Here is a 19,146-nt window from a genome sequence, read left to right on the forward strand (position 1 = left end):
CACAGCCGAACGGAGCCGTATCGCGACCGGCAACTCATTGATCGTGGAGGAGAGCTGGAGGCTTTCCATGAACCATCCCGTACCTCCGAACCGGCACGACCCCGCACCTGGGCACGCCGACCGTCCAGGGCATGAGCAGAGGTTCCCGGCCTTTCTCGGTTCACGTGATTTCCTGCCCGCCTTCAGGAAGGCGGTGGTCCCTCCCCGGGCCGAGTGGAAGGGCCTGCGGGACAAGGTACTGCCGGCGATGCTGCTGGACACGGGCGACGAAGGCTTCTCGGACGAGCTCCTGGACAAGTTCGCCTTCATTCTGGGACCCGAGGAGAAGCTGGTCGCCTACGCCAAGGCGCGCCGTCTCCCGGATGCGCCTGCCGATCAGGCACCGCACGTCTCGTTGACCCTGCGTGCGGGCAACGGCCTGAACGGAGCGAGCCCTCCCCGGGTCGGGAAGCTGCGGCTGCGGACCTTCCAGCTGATGCAAGACCTCGTGGAGCGGACCCAGACGGAGCAGGCCCGGGCGGAGCTGGCCCAGACAGAGCTGACCCCGGCAGGCCAGAGGGTCCTCGATGAGAAGCCGCTGCGCGACCACATCTACTCGCTGCGCGCCAAGAGCGGGTTCCTCGGCGCGCTGACGAAGCTGAGCTGCGCGGAATCCGCGCAGGTGGGCGGCTGGGTCGACAAGGTGTGGCTGGTGGCTGGGCCACTTCTTTACACCTTCCCGCGGTGGTGCTGGGCCAGCTGGTGGAGCCGGCGGCTCATCAGGTCCAGGAACAGCTGGTTCGTGTCCTGGCGAGGTATTGATTCCTCGGGCCGGTTCTTCGAGCGGGCGAGCAACCTGCTCACGCTGCGGGACGGCGACCAGGGGCAGCTCGAGATCTTCGAGGAACTGCTGTTCCGCGCCCTGCTCGCGGACCTCGCCCGGGCCAGGCCGGGGTGGTTCGGCGCCTGGGCACGCCGCCGCAGGTCCCGGCGCGTGGTGCTGTTCCACCTGCCGCCGGAGGGCGCGCCCGGCGAGGAGCTGACCCGACGGTTCCTGAGCACCTATCTGAGGGTCGCCGCCGAGGCGGGCAGCGCCTCTCTGCTCCTTGTCGGCGCGGGGCATGCCGCCACCTACGCGGACGAGAACTGGCCGAAGTGCCGGAACCTGAACGAGGCGGCGGACAGGCTGTCCCCGGCCGCCGACCCCGCGAACCCTCCGCTCCCGCTGCTGGTGTCGGCGCGGCGGCCGCACCCCGCCGGCGGGGCCGAGCCCGACCAGGGGGAACGTCTGCATCCGGCGCCGGTGAAGAAGTTCCGCTGGGGGCCGCGGACGGAGCTGACCGGCGAACTGGCGGCTTGTGGTCTGGCACTCGCCATGCTGTCCACGGCCGTGTGCCACTGGATCGCTCCGCCGGAGGCCCAGGCCTGCCTGGACGGAGAGGTCGTCCAGGGGCAAGGCGCTCCCGGTACGGTGCCCGAGGCGGCGGACGAGGGCAAGACGCCCCAGGAGCAGTACGAGGAGGTCCTCGCCGCGATCAAAGGCCTCAACGCCAAGGCGCTCACCGCCGAGAAGAAGTTCGACAAGCCGGTGCGCAGGGTGGTCTACCTGGGGGCGGGAGTGGATCCCGACCCGGATCAGGTGGTCATGAACGGCATGATCCCCGAACTTCGGGGGATCCTCCTGGCCCAGGAAGAGCTGAACCGTCTGGCGTCGCAGGACGAGGACCGGGTGCGGCTGTACGTCGAAGTCAGGGACACCGGAAGGAAGTTCAAGAACGTCGTCCGGCACGCACGAGACGTCGTCAAGGATGCCGATGCGAACAAGGAGCGGCAGGACAGCCGGACGATCGTGGGCGTGATCGGGTTCAGGGAGAGCCGGCAGGTGACCAAGCAGGCCGCGCGGATCCTCAGCAACGGGAAGGTTCCGGTGATCGGCACGACGGCCACGGCGGACGCCATGCAGGAGGCCGGCTCGTACTACCGGCCGATGTCCCCGGACAACAGCCGTGAGACGGCCATCGCCGCGCAGTTCGCGCGGGACGGGAACATCATCGAGACGAAACCGGGGAACTGCGCGACCTCCACGCGTGCCCTGGTCGTCAAAGACCCCAACGATCTCTACACCCGCGAACTGGGCGGGAAGTTCGTCGAGAAGTTCGGCGCGGACACCGAGACCTGGGAGTTCCCCGGAGGGGAGGGCGCGGACGTCTCCGCCCAGGACACCGCCCGGCACGTGTGCGACGTCGTCAAGAAGGACCGCCGCACGGTCGTCTACTGGGCCTCGCGCGTCGAGAGCTTCACCAAGTTCGTCAACGCCTATGGGCCCGACGCCGGTTGCGGCGGGCTACCGCTGACGGTCATCGGCAGCAACGAACTCACCAATGCCGCGCTCGGCGGCCTGTACCTGGAAAAGGAGTGGCTGCGGCTGTACCACACCGTGCATGTGCTGCCCAACGGGCACGCTGACGAGAACAATGAGGCCAAGGCGTTCATCAAGCGCTACATCCACCGGTACACGGACCGCGATCCCTGGATCAACGACGGACACGTGGCACTGGCGCACGATGCGCTCAAGGTGCTGTCCTCGGCGGCGGACAAGCAGTACACGAGCGTGGACTCGGTGGACGCCGAGGGGGTCAAGTCCAAGCTCGACGAGGGCATTAGCTTCGAAGGCGTCAGCGGGGAGATCAGGATTCCGGATCGGCACGGCTCCAAGCCACCCTTGAACAAGGCGCTCGTGATGCTCAACCACACGGAAAAGGGGCAGCGGATGGTCCTGCACTGCGGCGCGTTCAAACAGAACGCCAAAGGTCCGGTGGACCATTGGGGCCCCGACAAGCAGTACGAATGCCCCCAGGACAAAGATTGACGCCTGGCCGAGCGGCGTACGGTCTGCGGCCGGCGGTGCCGCCTGGCAGACTCGTGGACATCGACAGACGTGGAGGCGGCATCTGATGAGCGACCCCGACGGCGTGCCCCTGGCCGACTACATCCGCGTACTCCGTGATCAGTTGGAGGCGGCACAGCAGGAAGGGGCGGGCCGCGGGGTCAAGTTCGGTGTCGGCGCTGTGGAGTTGGAGTTCGAGGTCACGATGACTCGGGAGGCAGGCGGGCGCGGCGGGCTGAAGCTGTGGGTGGTCGAGGCGGGCGCCGACGGCAAGCACGGCAGCGGCCGGACACAGCGTGTGCGGATGACCCTCACGCCCACCGACGACGCCGGCAGGCCGCTGTCGGTCACCGACCGGCTGCCCGAGCTCCCGCGCTGAGGCCTGCGGTGGGGGACTCGCTCGCCGGGCGGTGCGCCGAGATCCTGGTCGAGCAGGACGACGGCACCGGGTACGGCTCGGGGCTGCGCCTTGCGACGTCCTTGGTGGTGACGGCCGGGCATGTGGTCGACGGCGGTGGCCCGGTCAGGGTGCGGCTGTCCGGCGGCGCCCCCGACGAGATCGTCGTCACCGGCCGGACGGTGTGGCGAGGTGCCCGCCTCGACGTCGCGCTTGTCGAACTCGCCCCGGACGTTCCCCTCGACGGGGTCGCTCCGATGGCCGTCGGCGTCGTACCGGACGAGGCCGACGGACGGCTTCCGTTCACCGCCATCGGCTTTCCGCGCCATCAGAGCTGGACGGACACGGACACGGCGACCTGGCGCGACAGCGACCAGATCGACGGGGTGATCCCCCTCGGTTCCAGTGTGAAGCGGGGCCGCCTGCTGCTGCACCGTGCCGATGGCCGCCGCCTGGAAGCGCGCGACTGGAGCGGGTTCTCTGGCGCGGGCGTCGTCTGTGAGGGGTCCGCTGTCGGCGTCGTCGTGGAGTCGGCCCACTCGGGCGGTCTTGAGGCCGTACGGCTGGCTGCTGTGATCGGCGCGTACGAGCCGCGTGCGGAAGGCGAACGCGAGCCCGAGCGGAGTGCCACCGCCGCACGTGAGCTGCTGGCCTCGCACGGCGTCGTGCCGGAACCCCTGGGCGGGCCGACGCGGCGCCGCCCGTCGTACGAGGCGATGCTGCGCCAGTACGCGGCCCGGTGCGCCGAACTGACCGGCCGCGACCAGGAACTCGCCGGACTCCTGGAATTCGCGACCGGCCCGGACCCCTACCTCATGCTCGTCGCCGGTCCGTGGGCCGGAAAGACGTCGCTGGTGACCCGCTTCGCCATGGGATCCCACCCCGGGCTCGACGTGGTGTCGTTCGTCATCTCCCGGCGCGACGGGCAGATGCGCGTCCAGCAGTTCCACCGGGCCCTGTGTGACCAACTCGCCGCGCTGCTCGGTGAGTTCCCGCCCGCCGAACCGGACGCGGCCGCCTTCCTCAGCCTCTGGGGACGCGCGATGCGCATCCCCGGCCGTTCCTTGCTGCTGCTCGTCGACGGCCTGGACGAGAACGACTACCGCGAGCTGGCAGAGCCCAGCATCGCCGCGCAGCTCCCGACCGCTCTCGGTCCTGCGGCACACGTCCTGGTGACCAGCCGCCATTTCGACGTGCCGCTCGACGTGGACGGCAGCCACCCGCTGCGCACCTGCCGCCGCCAGGCCCTGACACCGTTCCCCGCGGCGACGAGCCTGCTCCTGCGCGCCCGCCAAGAGCTGGATCACGTACTCGCCGAGCCCGTCCCACGCACCGTACTGACCACGATGACGGTCGCCGGAGGCGCGCTGAGCAGCAGGGACATCGCCTCGATCGTCGACGGCTCCGCGCTGGCTTTCCGCAGGACCCTGGAACGGGAGCTCTCCCGGGTCGTGGAGCCGCGCCCCGGTACACCGACCCGGTACACCCTCGCCCACGACACCCTGGCCGCCGCCGTCCAGGAGGACCTGGAGCCCGAGGAGTTCGCCCATGTCCGTACCGCCATCGACGGCTGGGCCCTCGGCTTCGCCGCGGCCGGCTGGCCCGATGACACCCCGGACTACCTGACCGAGGCGTACCCGACCCTCCTGCTCACCGAAGGTGCGGGGCGGACGCTGGCAGCCCTGTCCTCCCCCGCGCGCCGCGCCCTGCTCCGCCGCCGGACCGACGGCGATCTGGCCGCGCTGTCCGAGCTGTCCCACGCGGCAAGGCTCCTCGAGGCAGCCCCCGACTGCGACCTCACCCTGCTGACGCGGGTGTCGCTGCTCCGCAAGCGCATCGAGGACGACAACTTCACCGTGCCCTCAACGTATCCGCTGTTGCTGGTACGCCTCGGCCGAGCCGAGGAAGGCATCCAGTTCGCCCGTACACCGCAGGACGTCTACGTACAGGCCGACGCTCTGCTGGCGATCGGCGAGCACCTGCTGGACAGCCGGCCGGCCGAGGCGCGGAAACTCATCCACGAAGCGATGGCCGTATCGGGGAGGCTGCCCCTGGAGCGGATGCCGCATACGGTCCGCGCCGCCCGCACCCTTGCGCGGCACGGCGAACCGGGCGCCGCCGATCTCGCTCGCGAAGCCGTCACCCAGAGCGGCGACGAGCGAGGCTGGTCCCTCACCACCACCGCCGAAGCACTGGCCGAGATCGATCCCGAGCTGACACGGCGCCTCATCGAGGAGGCCATCGAACACGCCGATGCCGAGGACCGCCCCGACTTCTGCGGCCTCCTCGCGCCGGCGTTCGCCGCTCTCGGCGACCTCGACCGCCTGCTCCAGCACCTCGCCGACCTGGACCGGGACGGCAGGAGAGTAGCGCTCCTCACCGCCTGCGGCGAGCACTTCACCAAGGGAGGACGTCGCAGCGTACCCGAGGTACTCCTCACCGCCTTGAACGATGAGTTCACCGCCTCCGAGCTCGTGGAATCGGCCGCCTACCAGGACGAGGACACGGCCCGCCGCCTGCTCACCCTGCCCGCCTCATCCACTCCCGGTCTCGATCGTGCCGAGATCGCCCATACTGCCCTCGCCGCCCACGGCGTCGATCCCCGGCAGCCCGGGCCCGGGACCTCCGACCGTCTGCTCGCCTCCGCCGCGACCTCTGCCCGGGCCAACGGCCACCTCTCCCTTGCGGTGTCCCTGGCCCAGGACATCGCCAACCCCGGCAACCGTGCAGAGCACCTCGCAGAGATCGCACTGGAACTGCTCGACTCCGATCGACCCCAGGACGCCCCTCCGTTGGTACGCGAAGTGGAGGCGGCCCTCGACGAGACCAGGAACGCGTCGCCGCCCACCGTCCTGACGGCCTTCGCCCGGGCCGCCGACACCGCCGGACGAACGGACCTGGCCACGCCGGCCCTGGAACTGGCCGTTCACACGCTGCTGCAGAACGGGGACGATACCAATGGCAAGTGGGAGGCGCGGGCTGCGGCAAGCGCAGTCGCCCGGCTCGGCCACCTCGACCTCGCTCTGAGGATCGCGGCGGGGTTCGAGGCGGCGTACGAGGCGGACCAGCTCGACCGCATCGACATCCTGCTGGACGCCGCCAGGGCTGTCCAAGAGCACGGCGATCACCGCTCAGCCGATCTCGACCTGCTCATCGCCCAGGTCACCGAAGGGATCGAGCAGTCGACGGACCCGAGCGTGGCGGGCTGGCGTACGCGCGTCACTCACGAGCTCATCTCCCTCCACCTGCGCGCCGGGCATGCCGAAGCGGCCCTCGATCTGGCGCGCCGTCTCGCCAGGACCGACCGCCCCGGCCGCATGCTCGAGCTGCGCGCGCACCTGCTGTCGGACGACATCCCCTCGGCGCTCTCCTTGATCCGCGAATTGGCCGAGACAAACGTGCCCAACGTGCCCATGCCCGAGAGTTCCCCGCAGGCCCTGGTCGGCTGTCAGGAACTGGCAGCCGCGATGGTCGTCGAGGTATGCGACGCCGGCCACGAACCCCTGTGCCGCGACATCACGGCTCAACTCACCCAAGCCGCAGACCCTGACGTGACGCTGGACAGCGGCCTCTGGGCCCGTCCCTGGCTCACCGCGGCCTCCCGAGCCACCGGCCTCACCGAGGATTTCACCCGCCTTCTGGATACGCTGCGGCACGCCGTCCTGGTCACGGGCGCCGGGTACGGGACCGCAACCGTGCCGCTGGAAGCAGTCATCCGCCTGCGCCTGTGGGATCGCTATCACGCCGAAGCCCGCCGTATGAGCGAGGTGTTGGCCGAGGGCGTCCTCACCGACATGGTCAAGGCAATGCTGGACGCGGGCCTCCTGGCCGAGGCCCTCCCTCTCATCGACGACCTCCAGGACGACGCCGCCCACTGCCTGGCCCTCGCCGCGGCCACCACCTCTCCACCCTCTCTCGACCTGGTCAAACGCTCCCTGACCCAGGGCTTCACCGAGGAAGTCATCGCCCCACTGGCCACCCTGGAGCCGGCATGCCTGCCGGAGATCGCATCGCAGCTCGGGGTGCTACGGGAACCGGGACAGGTGGGCCAACGCATCCCGACCGGACCCCGGGCAGAACCACTCGAGGTTCTCGGACGGCCTGCCCCAGCCTGCCCAGGCTCTCTTCTCTGACAGGGCCGCCTCTCAAACGGGGTGCTGACGCGAGCAGCTCCGGCGTCGATCATTAGGCTTCCGCGTATGACCAGTGATCACGGATTCACCTGCTCGTACTGCGGCAAGCACCATGCGGAAACGCCGATGAGCTACGCGACCTCGGCTCCCTATGTCTGGGACGAGAGCTTCGCGGACGCACCGGACAGTCTGCTCTCCTCCGATCAGTGCGTCATCCAGGCACAGCACTACTTCGTCAAGGGGCTGATCGAGATACCGGTCATCGGCAGCGACGATGTGTTCTCGTGGGCGGTATGGGTCTCCCTGAGCCGGGACAACTTCTCCCGTGCCGCGGACCTCTGGGACAGTCCGGAACGCGAAGCCGAAGAGCCGTACTTCGGATGGCTGAGCACCGAGCTCGGTCTCTACTCGCCCAGCACCGTCAACCTGAAGACCCACGTCCACACCAGGCAGGTCGGCCGGCGTCCGTTCATCGAGCTGGAGCCCACCGACCACCCCCTCTCCGTCGAGCAGCGCACCGGCATCACCATGGACCGCGTACGCAAGATCGCCGAAACCGTCCTCCACTCAGCGAATTGGCCAAAGAGCGGAACCGCTGGCTCTGCGTGACGCCCGAAGATAAAGTTCAAGGTAAGAGCCTGCTCGAGAGCTGCGGCCGAGCGGCTGCGCCCTCGGGTGGCTGAGGGCCAGACGGCTGCAGGACATGCCGCGAAGGTGAGTTGCTGCCCCGACCGGCGTCGGCTCGTCTCGTTGCGACATCTCCTGTGCTGACTCGATCCTCGGCGGCGCCTCAAGGTGCACGTCACCGGCCCCAGATGGCGGATGCCGTGGTGCGTGGGGCTGGCGCGCAGGTGAGGCTGCTTGATGGCACCGGGCCCTCGATGCCGGCGCGCATCTCGCCAAGACCTGACCTGCATAGACGACGTGTGGATACGGTGACATGCCTCATCCCCCCGATGACGTTGCCGCTCACTACGAGCGGCTCGCCGACGACTTCGAAGAGAGCTGGGCCCACAGCCCAGCGTTCGTCTCATGGATGAACCGGTGTATTCACGCCAGGCTCAGCCTCAGTCCCGGGGACCGAGCGGCGGACATCGGGTGCGGTAGCGGCCTGTACGCGCGATCCATGGCTGAACAAGCGCTCACTGTCGTGTGCGTCGATCCTTCCGCGAAGATGCTGGCAAAGCTGCCGACGACGCCTTCCTTCGTACCGGTGCGGGCATCCATCGAGGATCTGGCCACCGGGGCTGTGCGACTCCCCCACACGGGGCAGCTCGACGCGGTACTGGCGAAGGACGTCATCCATCACGCTCACGATGTGCCGACGGCACTACGGACGCTGGCAGCCTTGCTCGCTCCAGGAGGCAGGCTGGTCATCGTGACCTGGCCGTTGCGCATCGACTATCCGCTGTTCGACAAGGCGGTGAAGCGACATGAGCAGGCTTACATCGACCCTGCGGACATCACGAGGGTGCTTACCGACTGCGGTCTGACGGTCGAAGTGACTTGCGAGACGTATCAGTTGTCGATCGCCAAGGAGAAGTGGCTGGCTTGGGTGGCCAACCGCTTCATGTCGCTTCTCAGCTCGTTCGACGACGATGAACTGGGCGAGGGCCTGCGCGAGATCGACAGCCGCTACCCGGGGTCTGTGATCGAATTCGAGGGCCGATTCGTCTTCACCCACGCACACGCACGCAGCTGAGTCCGGAGTTCGTTCGTGCACCGCACCGGCCGCGGAACTCGGATGGCGTTTCAGTTGGCTCGCTGCTGTGCCGTGGTGATCAGGGTGTGTAGCACGGCTTGGGCTGTGGGAAGCCGGTTCGCTGCCTGCTGCCAGGCCAGGCAGCGCGGTCCGTCGAGGACGTCGGAGGTGATCTCCTGCCCGCGTACGGCGGGCAGGCAGTGCAGGACCATCGCGTCCTGGGGCGCGTGGGCCAGAAGCAGGTCATCGACCCGGTACCGGGCCAGATGTGTCCTCCGCTCCACGGCCTGGTGGTGTTTGTCCATGGCCACCCACACTTCGGCGTAGACGGCCTGCACGTCGCGGACAGCATCTTCGGGTTCTGTGGTGAGAGACACGGACCCGCCCGACCGGTCTGCCGTGTGCCGGGCCTCATCCAGAAGGTCCGCGTCCGTCTCGTATCCGGGAGGGCTGGCGATGACCAGGTGCATGCCGGAGGCGGCACACGCTGAGAGGAAAGAATTGCAGGTGTTGCTCTTCCCGTCTCCGATGAAGGCGGCACGCAATCCGGCCAGTGTCCCGAAGTGTTCGCGCAGAGTCATCAGGTCGGCCAGGGACTGGCAGGGGTGGTGACTGTTGGTCAGCGCGTTGATGACCGGGACCGAGGAGGATTCGGCCACTCGTTCCACCGTGGAGTGCTCGAAAGTGCGCACCGTGATGGCGTCGAGGTAGGAGGACAGGACACGGGCGGTGTCGGGGACGGTTTCCCCATGCCCGAGCTGAAGCTCGTCCCGGTTGAGCACGATGGCAGCCATGCCGAGCCGCTGAGCAGCCGTGGCCAGCGACACCCGCGTACGCGTGGACGGCTTCTCGAAGACGCACCCGACGGCTGCCCCGCGCAAGCTGTCCGCCCAACCCAGCGGCTCCCGCTTCATGCCCTCCGCCAGATCGAGCAGAACCGGAAGCACTCCCGGATCCAGGTCGCCGACCCGCAGCAGATGATCCGGAATCTTGCCTCGCAGGGCCGGGGAGCCAGCAACGGACGGCGCTTGAGGAGGGGGCACAGGGGGCATGGCACGTCTCTCCAATTCAGGTATCCACCTGGAGGCTCAGCCCCGAGCCTCTACCCGGACGAAAGACCAGGCACCCTCACCCGTCCGATCGGACGAACTACCGGCAGTCGGAGTCCGCGGCCAGTCGTTTCAGGAGGGCCGGCAGGTCTGCGAAGGAGTCGAGTACGTGATCCGGCGTGCCGGTGGCGGCGCGGTGGGTCTCGGGGAGGTACTTGCCGGTCTTGACGAGGACACCGGTGACGCCGCTGCGCTGGGCCGCCAGCACATCGGACTCGATGTCGTCGCCGATCATGAGTGCCGCGGACGGTTCCGCGCCGAGGTGGGCGAGCGCGGCAGCGAAGAACGCTTCAGCCGGTTTGCCGGTGACCTCCGCCTCGACCCTGGCAGCCCGTTCCAGGCCCAGGAGAAAAGCGCCCGTGTCGAGGTCGAGGCCGTCGGCGGTACGCCAGTAGAGGTTCCGGTGCATCGCCACGAGACGGGCTCCGTGCTGAAGTTGCCGGAAGACGCGGTTGAGGGCCTCGTAGCCGAATTCAGCACCGGCGCCGCCGAGGATGACCACGTCCACCCCCGCGTCCGCGTCCGCGTCTGTGTCCTGCTCGTCGACGAGCGTCACACCCGTCAGGTCGTCCCGGATGTCACCGACGTTGAGAAGCATGCAACGGGCGCCCGGGCAGTGCTCGCGCAGATACGCGGCAGTGACGGTGGGTGCCGTGACGATGTCGTCGGCGGTGACAGGGAAGCCTGCCCCCGAGAGGCGTGCGGCGATCGACGCGCGGGTCCGCGAGGTCGTGTTGGTCACCAGCGCGAGGGAAAGCCCGGCGTCGCGCAGCTGTTCCATGGCCTCGATTGCCCCGGGCAACGGCTCCCAGGAGACCGTGAGTACGCCGTCGATGTCGATCAGTACTGCGCCGACCGTGCCCACTCGTTCCATACGACTGACGGTAACCATCCTCGTACGGCTTCGCAGGACCACCTCGTCGTGTCCGTTTGCGAAATGCGGCGAACGGAGTTATGCCGAGAGTACGGATGTTGAGTACGGATGCGACGTGGACCCCTGAGACGAGGGTGAACGAGGTGCTGTTCATCGACCGTGTGGATGCGGGGCGCCGCCTCGCCCAAGCTGTGCGGCACCTGCAAGAGGAAAGGCCGGTCATCCTCGGCCTGCCCAGGGGCGGCGTGCCGGTGGCCTTCGAGGTGGCCCAGGCACTCGACGCTCCGCTCGATGTGATCGTGGTCCGCAAGCTCGGCGTTCCCCACCAGCCCGAAGTGGGATTCGGCGCCATCGGCGAGGGCGGCGTCCGGGTCATCAGTGACGACATCGTGCGCCACTGCGGGATCAAGGCGGCGGAGCGCGCGGAGGTGGAGCAGCGCGAGGAGCGGGAGCTGCTGCGGCGGCTGAGGCGCTACCGCGACGGTCGGCCCCGGGTGGCGGTCGAGGGCCGTACGGTGATGGTGGTGGACGACGGTATCGCGACCGGCGCCACGGCCGCGGCCGCGTGCCGGGTCGCACGGGCGCAGGGCGCGGTCCGCGTAGTGCTCGCCGTGCCGACGGCGCCGGCGGACGTGGTGGACCGGTTGCGCGCCGTGGCCGACGAAGTGGTGTGCCTGTCCAAGCCGCCCCTGTTCGGCTCGGTGGGCGAGTGGTATGAGGACTTCACGCAGACCACCGACGAGGAAGTGGTCACGCACCTGGCAGAGGCCGCTGCCGGCTGGAGGTCCAACTCCGACTCCGCTGGTCGCGGTTCCTCTCAAGAGAAACTTTGAATGCGTCTCCCCTCACCCCCCACTGCGAGTCGGCCAACCGCACACGACCCGCCGTACGGACCTCCTAGAGCATTGTGAGCGCCTGCATCGCATCGCGTTCGATGCGCGAGAGCTCGTGGAGGATGGCGCCGGCCTGCGTGAGGTTTTTCGCGTCGCCGGATTCGCCTGCCGTCTCGACGAGTGCGGCCACCTGTGTCCAGAGGGTGGCGGCCTCGGCGTACAGGCAGTGGCCAGTGCGCAGATGGCTGCTGTCGATCAGCTGGGCACACTCGCCGAGGAAGTCCCGGTAGAGATTGCGGAACAGAGCGCCGCCGGTGCCGGCCCTCTCCATGAGGACGGCGGCCCGTGGCAGGCCCTCCTGCGGATTGTCACTTCGCTGCAGCCACTTCGGCACTTGCTTGGCGGTCTTCTCGATGCCCCGGTGGCCCAGGTTCGCGATGGGAGGGTTCAGGAAGGCGTCGGCGCAGGTCTTGATCGCCGGGATGATCCGGTCCTGCGGCGACGTCAGGCTGCCGGGCGCCGTGATGGTGAAGGATCGGTGCCTGGCGGTCATGGGGCCCCGCTCGGCCCTGGCCCTTGCCAGGTTGGCGAGGCTGGTCGAGACGGCCCCGCCCTGCGGGTCGGTGTCCACCAGGTAGGCGTCCTGTTCGTCGTAGCCGTACATGGCCACGACGTGCCCGCCGAAGTGCACCTTGGTGCTGAAGTAGTCCAGGTAGTAGCTGTCGAGCTGAAGACCAACCGGCCGACCGGCGTCGATGGGTGCCGCCACGTTCTGCCAAGCCTTGCGCGGCGAGGTGGTCTCCCCGACCAGAAGCTCAAGCCCGAGTACGGCGGCCAGATTCCTGGTGAGCTCGAACGGCTTGACCCGGCCTCCCAGGAAGGGAAAGCCCATGGCTTTGCTGTCCCAGTAGATGAAGGACAGCCCGGAGCCGAGCCCGAACAGCATGGATTCGGACAAGTCGAGCCCCTCATGCCGCAACAGCACGCCAAGCGCCGTCGTCTCACAGTGCTGCATACCGCGGACATCGATGTCTTTCACCATCGTCATGCGCTCATTCTCCCTCCCCCTCCCCCACCACACGAGAGAACCGCACGACGGCACCGCACAGGCCGGGCGCTAGCCCAGCGTGCGGGCCCGTTTGAGTACCTCGGCCGGGGCCTTCGCCACCGAGCCGGTGTCGAAGGGTACGACTCCAGTTGGGCGGCAGCGTCCCAGTGCGTGGTGGCGGTCAGGCCCTCCAGCAGGCCGGCCGCACCGAGCACGAGGGAGCCGGTGCAGACGGAAGTGGTGAAACGAGTGCCGGCATGCATCCGGCGCACCCAGTCGAGGAAAGCGGGGTCGTCCACCATGGTCAGGAAGCTGCCACCGCCCGGGATCAACTGGACATCGCAGCGTTCCACCTCGGAGTACCTGGTCGGGACATGCACCGGGAGGGAACCCAACACGTTCTGCACCAGGCCCGGTTCGGCGACGGCGAACCGCACAGTGGCACCGGGCCAGCCATACCTCACCCGTCGTCCGGAGTGCCGTCGCACGGCGCCGGCGCCCCCGCCCGCCGACAGACATCGGCGCCCGTCGCCCCTCCGCCACCGTCCGTGGACGATGGCGGAGGGGCAAGCGCGGGCCGTTGTCTCGGGTACGGCCGTCTCAGGTACCGCAGTTACCCGACGTTGCCTCACCGGCGAAACGTCGTCCCAGCCACTCAAGTGCCGGTCCGTTGCCCTGAATTGCAGTCCCCACATGGGACTGTCCGGGGAAGGACTTCCACTCCACGGCGTTGCCCTTCGCGCACCAGTCGGCCCGCAGCTTCTGCCCGACCGCGTAGGGGATCGTCTCGTCCGCGTCTCCGTGGTAGAGGAACGTCGGTGCCGACGTCCGCTTCGTTCCGATCAGTTGCTTGGCGATGGCCCGCTGCCAGTCCCGCCTGTCCAGCGGGTTGGACGTGGTGACGTCCTCGATCGTCTTGCCGCGCCCTGCCTCAAGGACCGTACCGACGCACTCGTTCCGCACCACTTCGGCGAGCTTGCGGCCCTCCTTGGTGAGGTACTTGTTGAGCGCCAGTGCCGGGTTGGCAGCGTTCTGGCCGACGGCGGACATCAGCAGATAGCCGGCGCTGTCCCCGCCCTCCAGCGAGTCGGCGACCTTGGCGAGATCGGCGGGGACGCCTCCACTCGCCGTTCCCTTGACCTTCAGTTCGGGAGCGTAGGTCGCGGCCATCTCGGCGGCCTTCGCGCTGGCGCCGCCGCCCTGGGAGTAGCCCATGATCCCGACGGGCGCGCCCGCGGAGACCCCGTACTTCGCCGCTTCCGGGTGCCGTTGGGCCGCACGAGCCGCGTCGAGGACGGCGCTGCCCTGAGCCTTGGCGACCATGTAGGTGTGGTCGCCAGGGGTGCCGAGGCCTTCGTAGTCGGTGACGGCGACGGCATAGCCACGTACCAGCGCGGCGTTGACGAGCGGCGCCTCGGCCGTCGTACCGCCCGGGAATCCGGCGGACGGCGCGCACTTGTCGCCGAGGCCGACCGTGCCGACGGCGTACGTGATCAGCGGGCGAGGGGTGGTCCTTCCGTCGTCGGGAACGATCACGGTGCCGGACACCGCGTTGGGCCGTCCGTCGGCGGAGGTCGACCGGTAGGTGATCTTCCAGGCCTTGGTGGGGGTCGGGACGCCCGGGGTGTACTGGAACGAGGACGGCTTCGAGCTGATGATCTTGCCCGGGGCGGTCTTCGCACCCGGCTTCTTACCTGGGCTCTTTCCCCGGCCCTTTCCTGAGCTTGCCTCCGGACTCTTCCCGGGGCTCTCGGAGTGGGCCGAGGCGGTCGCGTCCGGGGCGCTGCCCGGCGCGTTCGCGCTCTGCGCGGCGGCGGACCCGGGGAGCCCGAGGGCCGCGACCACGAGGACGGTGCCCGCGGCCATCGGTCGTCTGCGTAGGGCTGGCATCATGCAGCTCTCCCAACTCTCCTGTGGGCAAGGGGGGTTGGGCAGCACCGTACTGACCCGTCAGTAATACGGCCATAGATGTGCAGGATCCAAGGCGCCGCCAACCCCCAACCCCCATCGGCGGACGGTGGGCATACCGCCCTATACGGGCCTTTCGCTCCGACGGGCGAGATGGACGGTGATGTCGGCGGCAATCTCGACCCTCTCCGGCAGAACCTGCGCGATCTGCCTGAGCACCTGAACCCGCTCCAAGGCCGGCAGCACCAAATAGGCCGAGATGGTCGAGAGTTGACCGACGTAGTCGCGAGCACTCATCGTCAAGCGCCTTTGAATCATGGTCTGTTGAACATCGGTGAACAACTCAGAGCGCTGGAGCTCCGTACCCGGCCACTGCATGTCCTGCTCCGGAGGCGTCCCGTCCGGGGACGGGACCTCGTGGCTCTCCAAGAACGGTGCTCGCGCGGCGCGAACGGCTTCCTCCACAGCCGGATCGGCCAGCTGGATCGGCCCACCGAACGACGCGAACGTGCCACCCGGCTCAAGCAGCGCGGCCATGCGTGACCATCGAGCCTCCGGTTTCGTCCAGTGCAGAGCCGCGGCCGCATACACCAGCCCGTACCTTTCGCCCCGTCGCGAGGCTCCGCCCGGTCGCAGGCCCTCGAACGCGGCTTGCACCGTCTGGACGCTAGACGGCACGTGCTTGCGCAGCTCGGCGAGCATGTCCCCGTCGGGGTCGGTCGCGGTGACCGCGATGCCACGTCGAGCGAACAGACGCGTTGCCTTGCCGGTCCCAGCGCCAATCTCGAGGGCAGTCCGAACCGGCTGCCCCGCGTACTCCATCACCATGTCGACAAGCTCCATGGGATACCCCGGCCGGAACCGTTCGTACGCCTCCGCCATCGGCCCGAAGCTCAGTGCGCGACCAGACAGGCCGTCCATTTACCTGTGCTGCTCCGTTTACCTGTGCCGCTCCGTTTACCTGTGCTGCTCGCTGTAGTGCGCGCGAAGCAGGTCGGCGCCCCAGTCGTGGCGGATGTGCCGCCAGACCGAATGGGCGTGGTTGCCGTCGTCCTGGGTGTTGTCGTACTCGATGAGGAAGTCCGGGGCCCGAACGCAGTAGTAATGCCGGTCCCCGGGCGCGCGGCCACCGGCCCAGGCGAACGAGAGAGTATCCAGTCCCTGCGCCACGGTGTCGGACCAGCACTCCCGCGCATACGCCTCGGGCGCGCGGTCCAGGTAGCGGCGCACCAGGCTCTCCAGCAGCCGCTGTTGGCCGGACGTCATGTCGCCGTACGTCAATCCGGTCGGCAGCAGGTCCGGATCCGCGAACGGATCGTCGCGGGTCAAGATGTCGTCCGGCGGAGCAGCGGCGAAGACCGCTTTGGCCCGCCGGCCGGCGTCCAGGTCTGTGACCAGCTGCCTCGCCAGATCTTCCTCCGGCCCCAGCAGCCGGCGGCCGGCCTGCGGGCCGTCCGCGATGCGCGCCGGTTCCGCACCGATGAAGTGCGGCGTCACCCGGACGCCTTCCGGCGTGATCAGTACGTGTACGGCGAGGTGATGGCCGTTCATCCGCCAGCCCCAGGCACCGCCGCCGTCCGGGTCACCCAACAAGCGCACCCAGTAGCGGTCGTCACCCGTGGCACCGGCCGCGGCGCGACGGTACCGCTCCACTTCGATCGCCCCGCGAGCCAGCTCCGCCCCCGCCGCGCTGTGTGCCGCGGCCAGCACGGCATCGACCGCCTCGCGCTGCCGGACGTCAAGGCCCTCGGTGGCCAACCCGGGGCGCGAGCCCGGCAGGTACGTCCACTCCCGCAGCTCGGGCGCATCCAGACGAGCGGGCCCCGCACGCAGCACACGCACCTGCTCCGGCTCCAGCACGGCCAGCAGCCCACGCACCGCCTCCCGCACGCCCGCGGCCGCCACCTCCCACCGATGTCCGTCCACCGTTCCTCCTCCCCCACGGCGCCGGCCCCGGCGCACCCGCAAGGCGATGTCATTCCCCTGGGCCCCATGGTGCGCCATCAAGTAACGACGCGACACCGGATCCCGGCCGGACGCACCCGGCCCGGCGCACCGGCTCGGCTCCCGTCCCCGCCTAGCTGTCGCACCGACTCAGCAAGCCATCCTTCGGTCCATCTCCCGCGCCCGAGCGTCCAGCGCGTCGACGACGGTGGCAGACGTGGTCAGGGGACCGCCGGGAACCTGCACGTCGCGCTGGACTCCCTCAGGCCCCTCAGGCACACAGCGGGCCCTCGGTTCGGGCATCTCCACCTCGATTCCCGCACGTCGCGCAAGCGCCAGCGTCGTCGCCACGAACCCTTCGGAGAGAGCGAGGATCACGGAGTGACCCGTCCGGCAGTGCCAGGCGACCAGACCGCTAGCGAACTCCTCGTACGCGACCGGATCGACCTCTAGTGTGTCCGGATCGCCCCAGAACTCGCCCTGCCCGATTCCCGAGGGCAGCCCGAGTTCGGCCTCGAACACCTCGACGTGCCGTAGGAAGAGGCGGCCCGCGCCGTTCGACGGGTTCCACAAAGTCTCGTCACCGAGATTGAAGTACATGCTCATAGCCGATCCCCCATCACATCGGGAAGGAGAACAGACGGACCGTCCCCGAAGGCCAGTACACGTCGTCGTGCAGCGGCGTGACCATGGTCCGCAGCGGCATGGTCACCAGGCGGCCTTCAGGTTGTTCGACAAGTACGTCCTCGTCCACGGGGTGCCATCCGAGGCGCTGGTACAGCCGCACCAGAGGAGCTCTGCAGAACAGGAGCGCGTGCTGAGGGCCCATGGTGCGCGCGTGGTCGAGTGCCGCTGTGACGACGTGTCGTGCCAGCCCCTGGCCTTGCATGTCGGGTGCGACGGCCACTCCGCCGACGCCCACCACCTCTGTCTCGACACCGCCGATCGCGACAGGCAGCCGCAGCAGGCCGGCATGTGCCACCAGCCGGTCGCCGTGTCTTATTCCGAAGTGCTCTTCCTTGGGCAGCCAGGTCAAGCCGGCCGCGGCAACACCGAAGGGATCATCGCCGTCGCCGAGAATCTCGTCCTGCTCCGACTTCGTGTAGCGAGGGAGCCGCACCGCCGTGGGTGCTACAGGGGGTCGGTTGTTCTCAGACATCCGTACATGATGATCTCTCCCCCGAGGACCGGCCAAGCGATTACTCAGCGGCTAGGCGGGCGGCCCGGGGTGGTGTCAGCTGCCGAAGGGGATGTCGGCCGGGGTGGCCATGCGGCGGGTGTCGGGGTGGGCCTTCACGTAGTCCGTGATGTACGAGAGGGACTCCCGCACTCCGCTGTCGTCGGTGCCGCAGCCCTTCGGGCCGTTGACACCGTCCGGGTAGCACGACATCCGGTTGCCGTAGATCAGGCTGTCCACGGCAGCGGCCCCGTCGGAGGCGTCGAGCAGGGTGGCGGCGCGCTCCCCGTCCCCCTTGCCCACCGTCCAGCCGACGGTCTGCGCGAGGTTTCCGGCGTCCCGGGCGCTCCTGCCGGCCTCGAGCTCTTCCCGGATGCTGCCGAACTTCAGCGCCATGTTGAACAGGCCGTTGTCCATCACGCGCTGACCGCCGGGGACATTCGGCCCGTGCTGGGCGAAGCCGTCCCGGACCTGCGCGTAGGTGCCGCTGTAGCTGACCGCTTCCTTGGAGTTCAGGGCGCCGAGGGCGTTCTTCCAACCGCTGCCGCCCTCCTTCCCGTAGAAGCCGTACAGCACCCGGATGCCCCTGCTCTCCAGCTTCTCGCGTGCCATGTCCCGCAGTGCGGCCACGGAGCAGTGGCGCCACTCGGGGTCGCCGCTGTCGCACCAGTCGGGGTTCTTCATGTCCAGCCATACGAAGGAGACGTGACGCCCGCCGTCGTGCTCCTTTGCCACCTGGTCGAACATGTCCGACATGGTGTCGCCGGCGCTGGTGAGGGTGCCGTCGTGGTCCGCCCACCAGCCCTTGCGCCAGGCCGTGGCGTCGATCTCCAGCGCGTTGGCCCCGTTGGAGAGCGCCGTGGTCACCCCGCCCGTGGTCAGCACCCGGTGGGCGATGGCCCAGGTGGGCTGCTGCGCGGCAGTGTTTGGTGCCGTCGGGGAGGTCTCGTCCTCCGGTACGGCGATCGCGGCTCCGGTGCCCAGGGTGGCTGCGGATACGACCAGAGCCAGCGGAAGCAGCGTGGCGCGAAGCCGACGTGGGGCGGCCATGAGGACGGGTCCTTTCTGTTCCGGGCTGCGTGGTGCGGCAGCCCGCCTGCCGTGCGGTGGCTGCCTGTCGTACAGCCAGGCGGGGCGACTGCCCGCGCCTGCAGC

General features: G+C 68.9%; 15 protein-coding genes and 1 pseudogene. 6 read left to right on the top strand and 10 right to left on the bottom strand.

The window, feature by feature from the left end; genetic code table 11:
• The first annotated feature begins 193 nt into the window (after positions 1 to 193).
• The 5 genes from ACWGI2_RS32525 (at position 194) to ACWGI2_RS32545 (ending at position 9,098) form a co-directional block, all read left to right on the top strand.
• On the top strand, positions 194 to 2,848 hold the full coding sequence (locus ACWGI2_RS32525) for a hypothetical protein (RefSeq protein WP_453699278.1): 2,655 nt from the start codon (positions 194 to 196) through the stop codon (positions 2,846 to 2,848).
• An 85-nt stretch (positions 2,849 to 2,933) separates the two neighbouring features.
• A complete protein-coding gene (locus tag ACWGI2_RS32530; RefSeq protein ID WP_453699279.1) occupies positions 2,934 to 3,245 on the top strand; it encodes a trypco2 family protein in 312 nt (103 codons plus the stop codon).
• An 8-nt stretch (positions 3,246 to 3,253) separates the two neighbouring features.
• Positions 3,254 to 7,396 (top strand): trypsin-like peptidase domain-containing protein, encoded by a 4,143-nt coding sequence (locus ACWGI2_RS32535; protein ID WP_453699281.1) that lies wholly within the window; start codon positions 3,254 to 3,256, stop codon positions 7,394 to 7,396.
• 66 nt (positions 7,397 to 7,462) lie between these two features.
• Positions 7,463 to 8,005: a DUF2199 domain-containing protein gene (locus ACWGI2_RS32540; protein ID WP_453699282.1), complete on the top strand. Its 543-nt coding sequence runs from the start codon at positions 7,463 to 7,465 to the stop codon at positions 8,003 to 8,005.
• A gap of 427 nt (positions 8,006 to 8,432) precedes the next feature.
• Positions 8,433 to 9,098, top strand: a complete 666-nt coding sequence (locus tag ACWGI2_RS32545; protein WP_453699465.1) for a class I SAM-dependent methyltransferase — start codon at positions 8,433 to 8,435, stop codon at positions 9,096 to 9,098.
• Between the two features lie 50 nt (positions 9,099 to 9,148).
• On the opposite strand, the gene argF is transcribed toward ACWGI2_RS32545, so the two are convergent.
• Both argF and ACWGI2_RS32555 read right to left on the bottom strand, forming a co-directional pair.
• Complete coding sequence (gene argF, locus ACWGI2_RS32550) at positions 9,149 to 10,141, bottom strand: ornithine carbamoyltransferase (RefSeq protein ID WP_453699284.1); 993 nt, start codon at positions 10,139 to 10,141, stop codon at positions 9,149 to 9,151.
• Positions 10,142 to 10,247: 106 nt separating this feature from the next.
• Positions 10,248 to 11,081, bottom strand: coding sequence for an HAD-IIA family hydrolase (locus ACWGI2_RS32555; protein WP_453699285.1), 834 nt, complete (start codon positions 11,079 to 11,081; stop codon positions 10,248 to 10,250).
• 143 nt (positions 11,082 to 11,224) lie between these two features.
• On the opposite strand from ACWGI2_RS32555, the pseudogene ACWGI2_RS32560 reads away from it, so the two are divergent.
• A pseudogene (locus tag ACWGI2_RS32560) lies at positions 11,225 to 11,860 on the top strand (phosphoribosyltransferase); the annotation flags it as partial.
• Positions 11,861 to 11,978: 118 nt separating this feature from the next.
• Here ACWGI2_RS32560 and ACWGI2_RS32565 read toward each other — a convergent pair.
• The 8 genes from ACWGI2_RS32565 to ACWGI2_RS32600 form a co-directional block, all read right to left on the bottom strand.
• The gene (locus ACWGI2_RS32565; protein ID WP_453699287.1) at positions 11,979 to 12,962 is read right to left on the bottom strand and encodes a BtrH N-terminal domain-containing protein; all 984 of its coding nucleotides are present in this window, start codon (positions 12,960 to 12,962) and stop codon (positions 11,979 to 11,981) included.
• A complete protein-coding gene (locus ACWGI2_RS32570; protein ID WP_453699289.1) occupies positions 12,959 to 13,657 on the bottom strand; it encodes a DJ-1/PfpI family protein in 699 nt (232 codons plus the stop codon). The genes ACWGI2_RS32565 and ACWGI2_RS32570 overlap by 4 nt, the downstream gene beginning before the upstream one ends.
• Positions 13,563 to 14,855, bottom strand: coding sequence for a lipase family protein (locus ACWGI2_RS32575; RefSeq protein WP_453699290.1), 1,293 nt, complete (start codon positions 14,853 to 14,855; stop codon positions 13,563 to 13,565). Before ACWGI2_RS32575 ends, ACWGI2_RS32570 begins: the two co-directional genes overlap by 95 nt.
• 138 nt (positions 14,856 to 14,993) lie before the next feature.
• Positions 14,994 to 15,791, bottom strand: coding sequence for a class I SAM-dependent methyltransferase (locus ACWGI2_RS32580; protein WP_453699292.1), 798 nt, complete (start codon positions 15,789 to 15,791; stop codon positions 14,994 to 14,996).
• 36 nt (positions 15,792 to 15,827) lie between these two features.
• A complete protein-coding gene (locus ACWGI2_RS32585) occupies positions 15,828 to 16,796 on the bottom strand; it encodes a DUF3500 domain-containing protein (protein ID WP_453699294.1) in 969 nt (322 codons plus the stop codon).
• A gap of 168 nt (positions 16,797 to 16,964) precedes the next feature.
• Positions 16,965 to 17,420: a DUF6086 family protein gene (locus ACWGI2_RS32590; RefSeq protein ID WP_453401564.1), complete on the bottom strand. Its 456-nt coding sequence runs from the start codon at positions 17,418 to 17,420 to the stop codon at positions 16,965 to 16,967.
• Between the two features lie 13 nt (positions 17,421 to 17,433).
• Entirely contained in the window at positions 17,434 to 17,973 is a 540-nt protein-coding gene (locus ACWGI2_RS32595) for a GNAT family N-acetyltransferase (protein WP_453699296.1), read from the bottom strand.
• Between the two features lie 75 nt (positions 17,974 to 18,048).
• The gene (locus ACWGI2_RS32600) at positions 18,049 to 19,041 is read right to left on the bottom strand and encodes a phospholipase (protein ID WP_453699297.1); all 993 of its coding nucleotides are present in this window, start codon (positions 19,039 to 19,041) and stop codon (positions 18,049 to 18,051) included.
• Between the last annotated feature and the right edge of the window lie 105 nt (positions 19,042 to 19,146).

It is taken from the genome of Streptomyces sp. NPDC054866, from assembly GCF_053610745.1.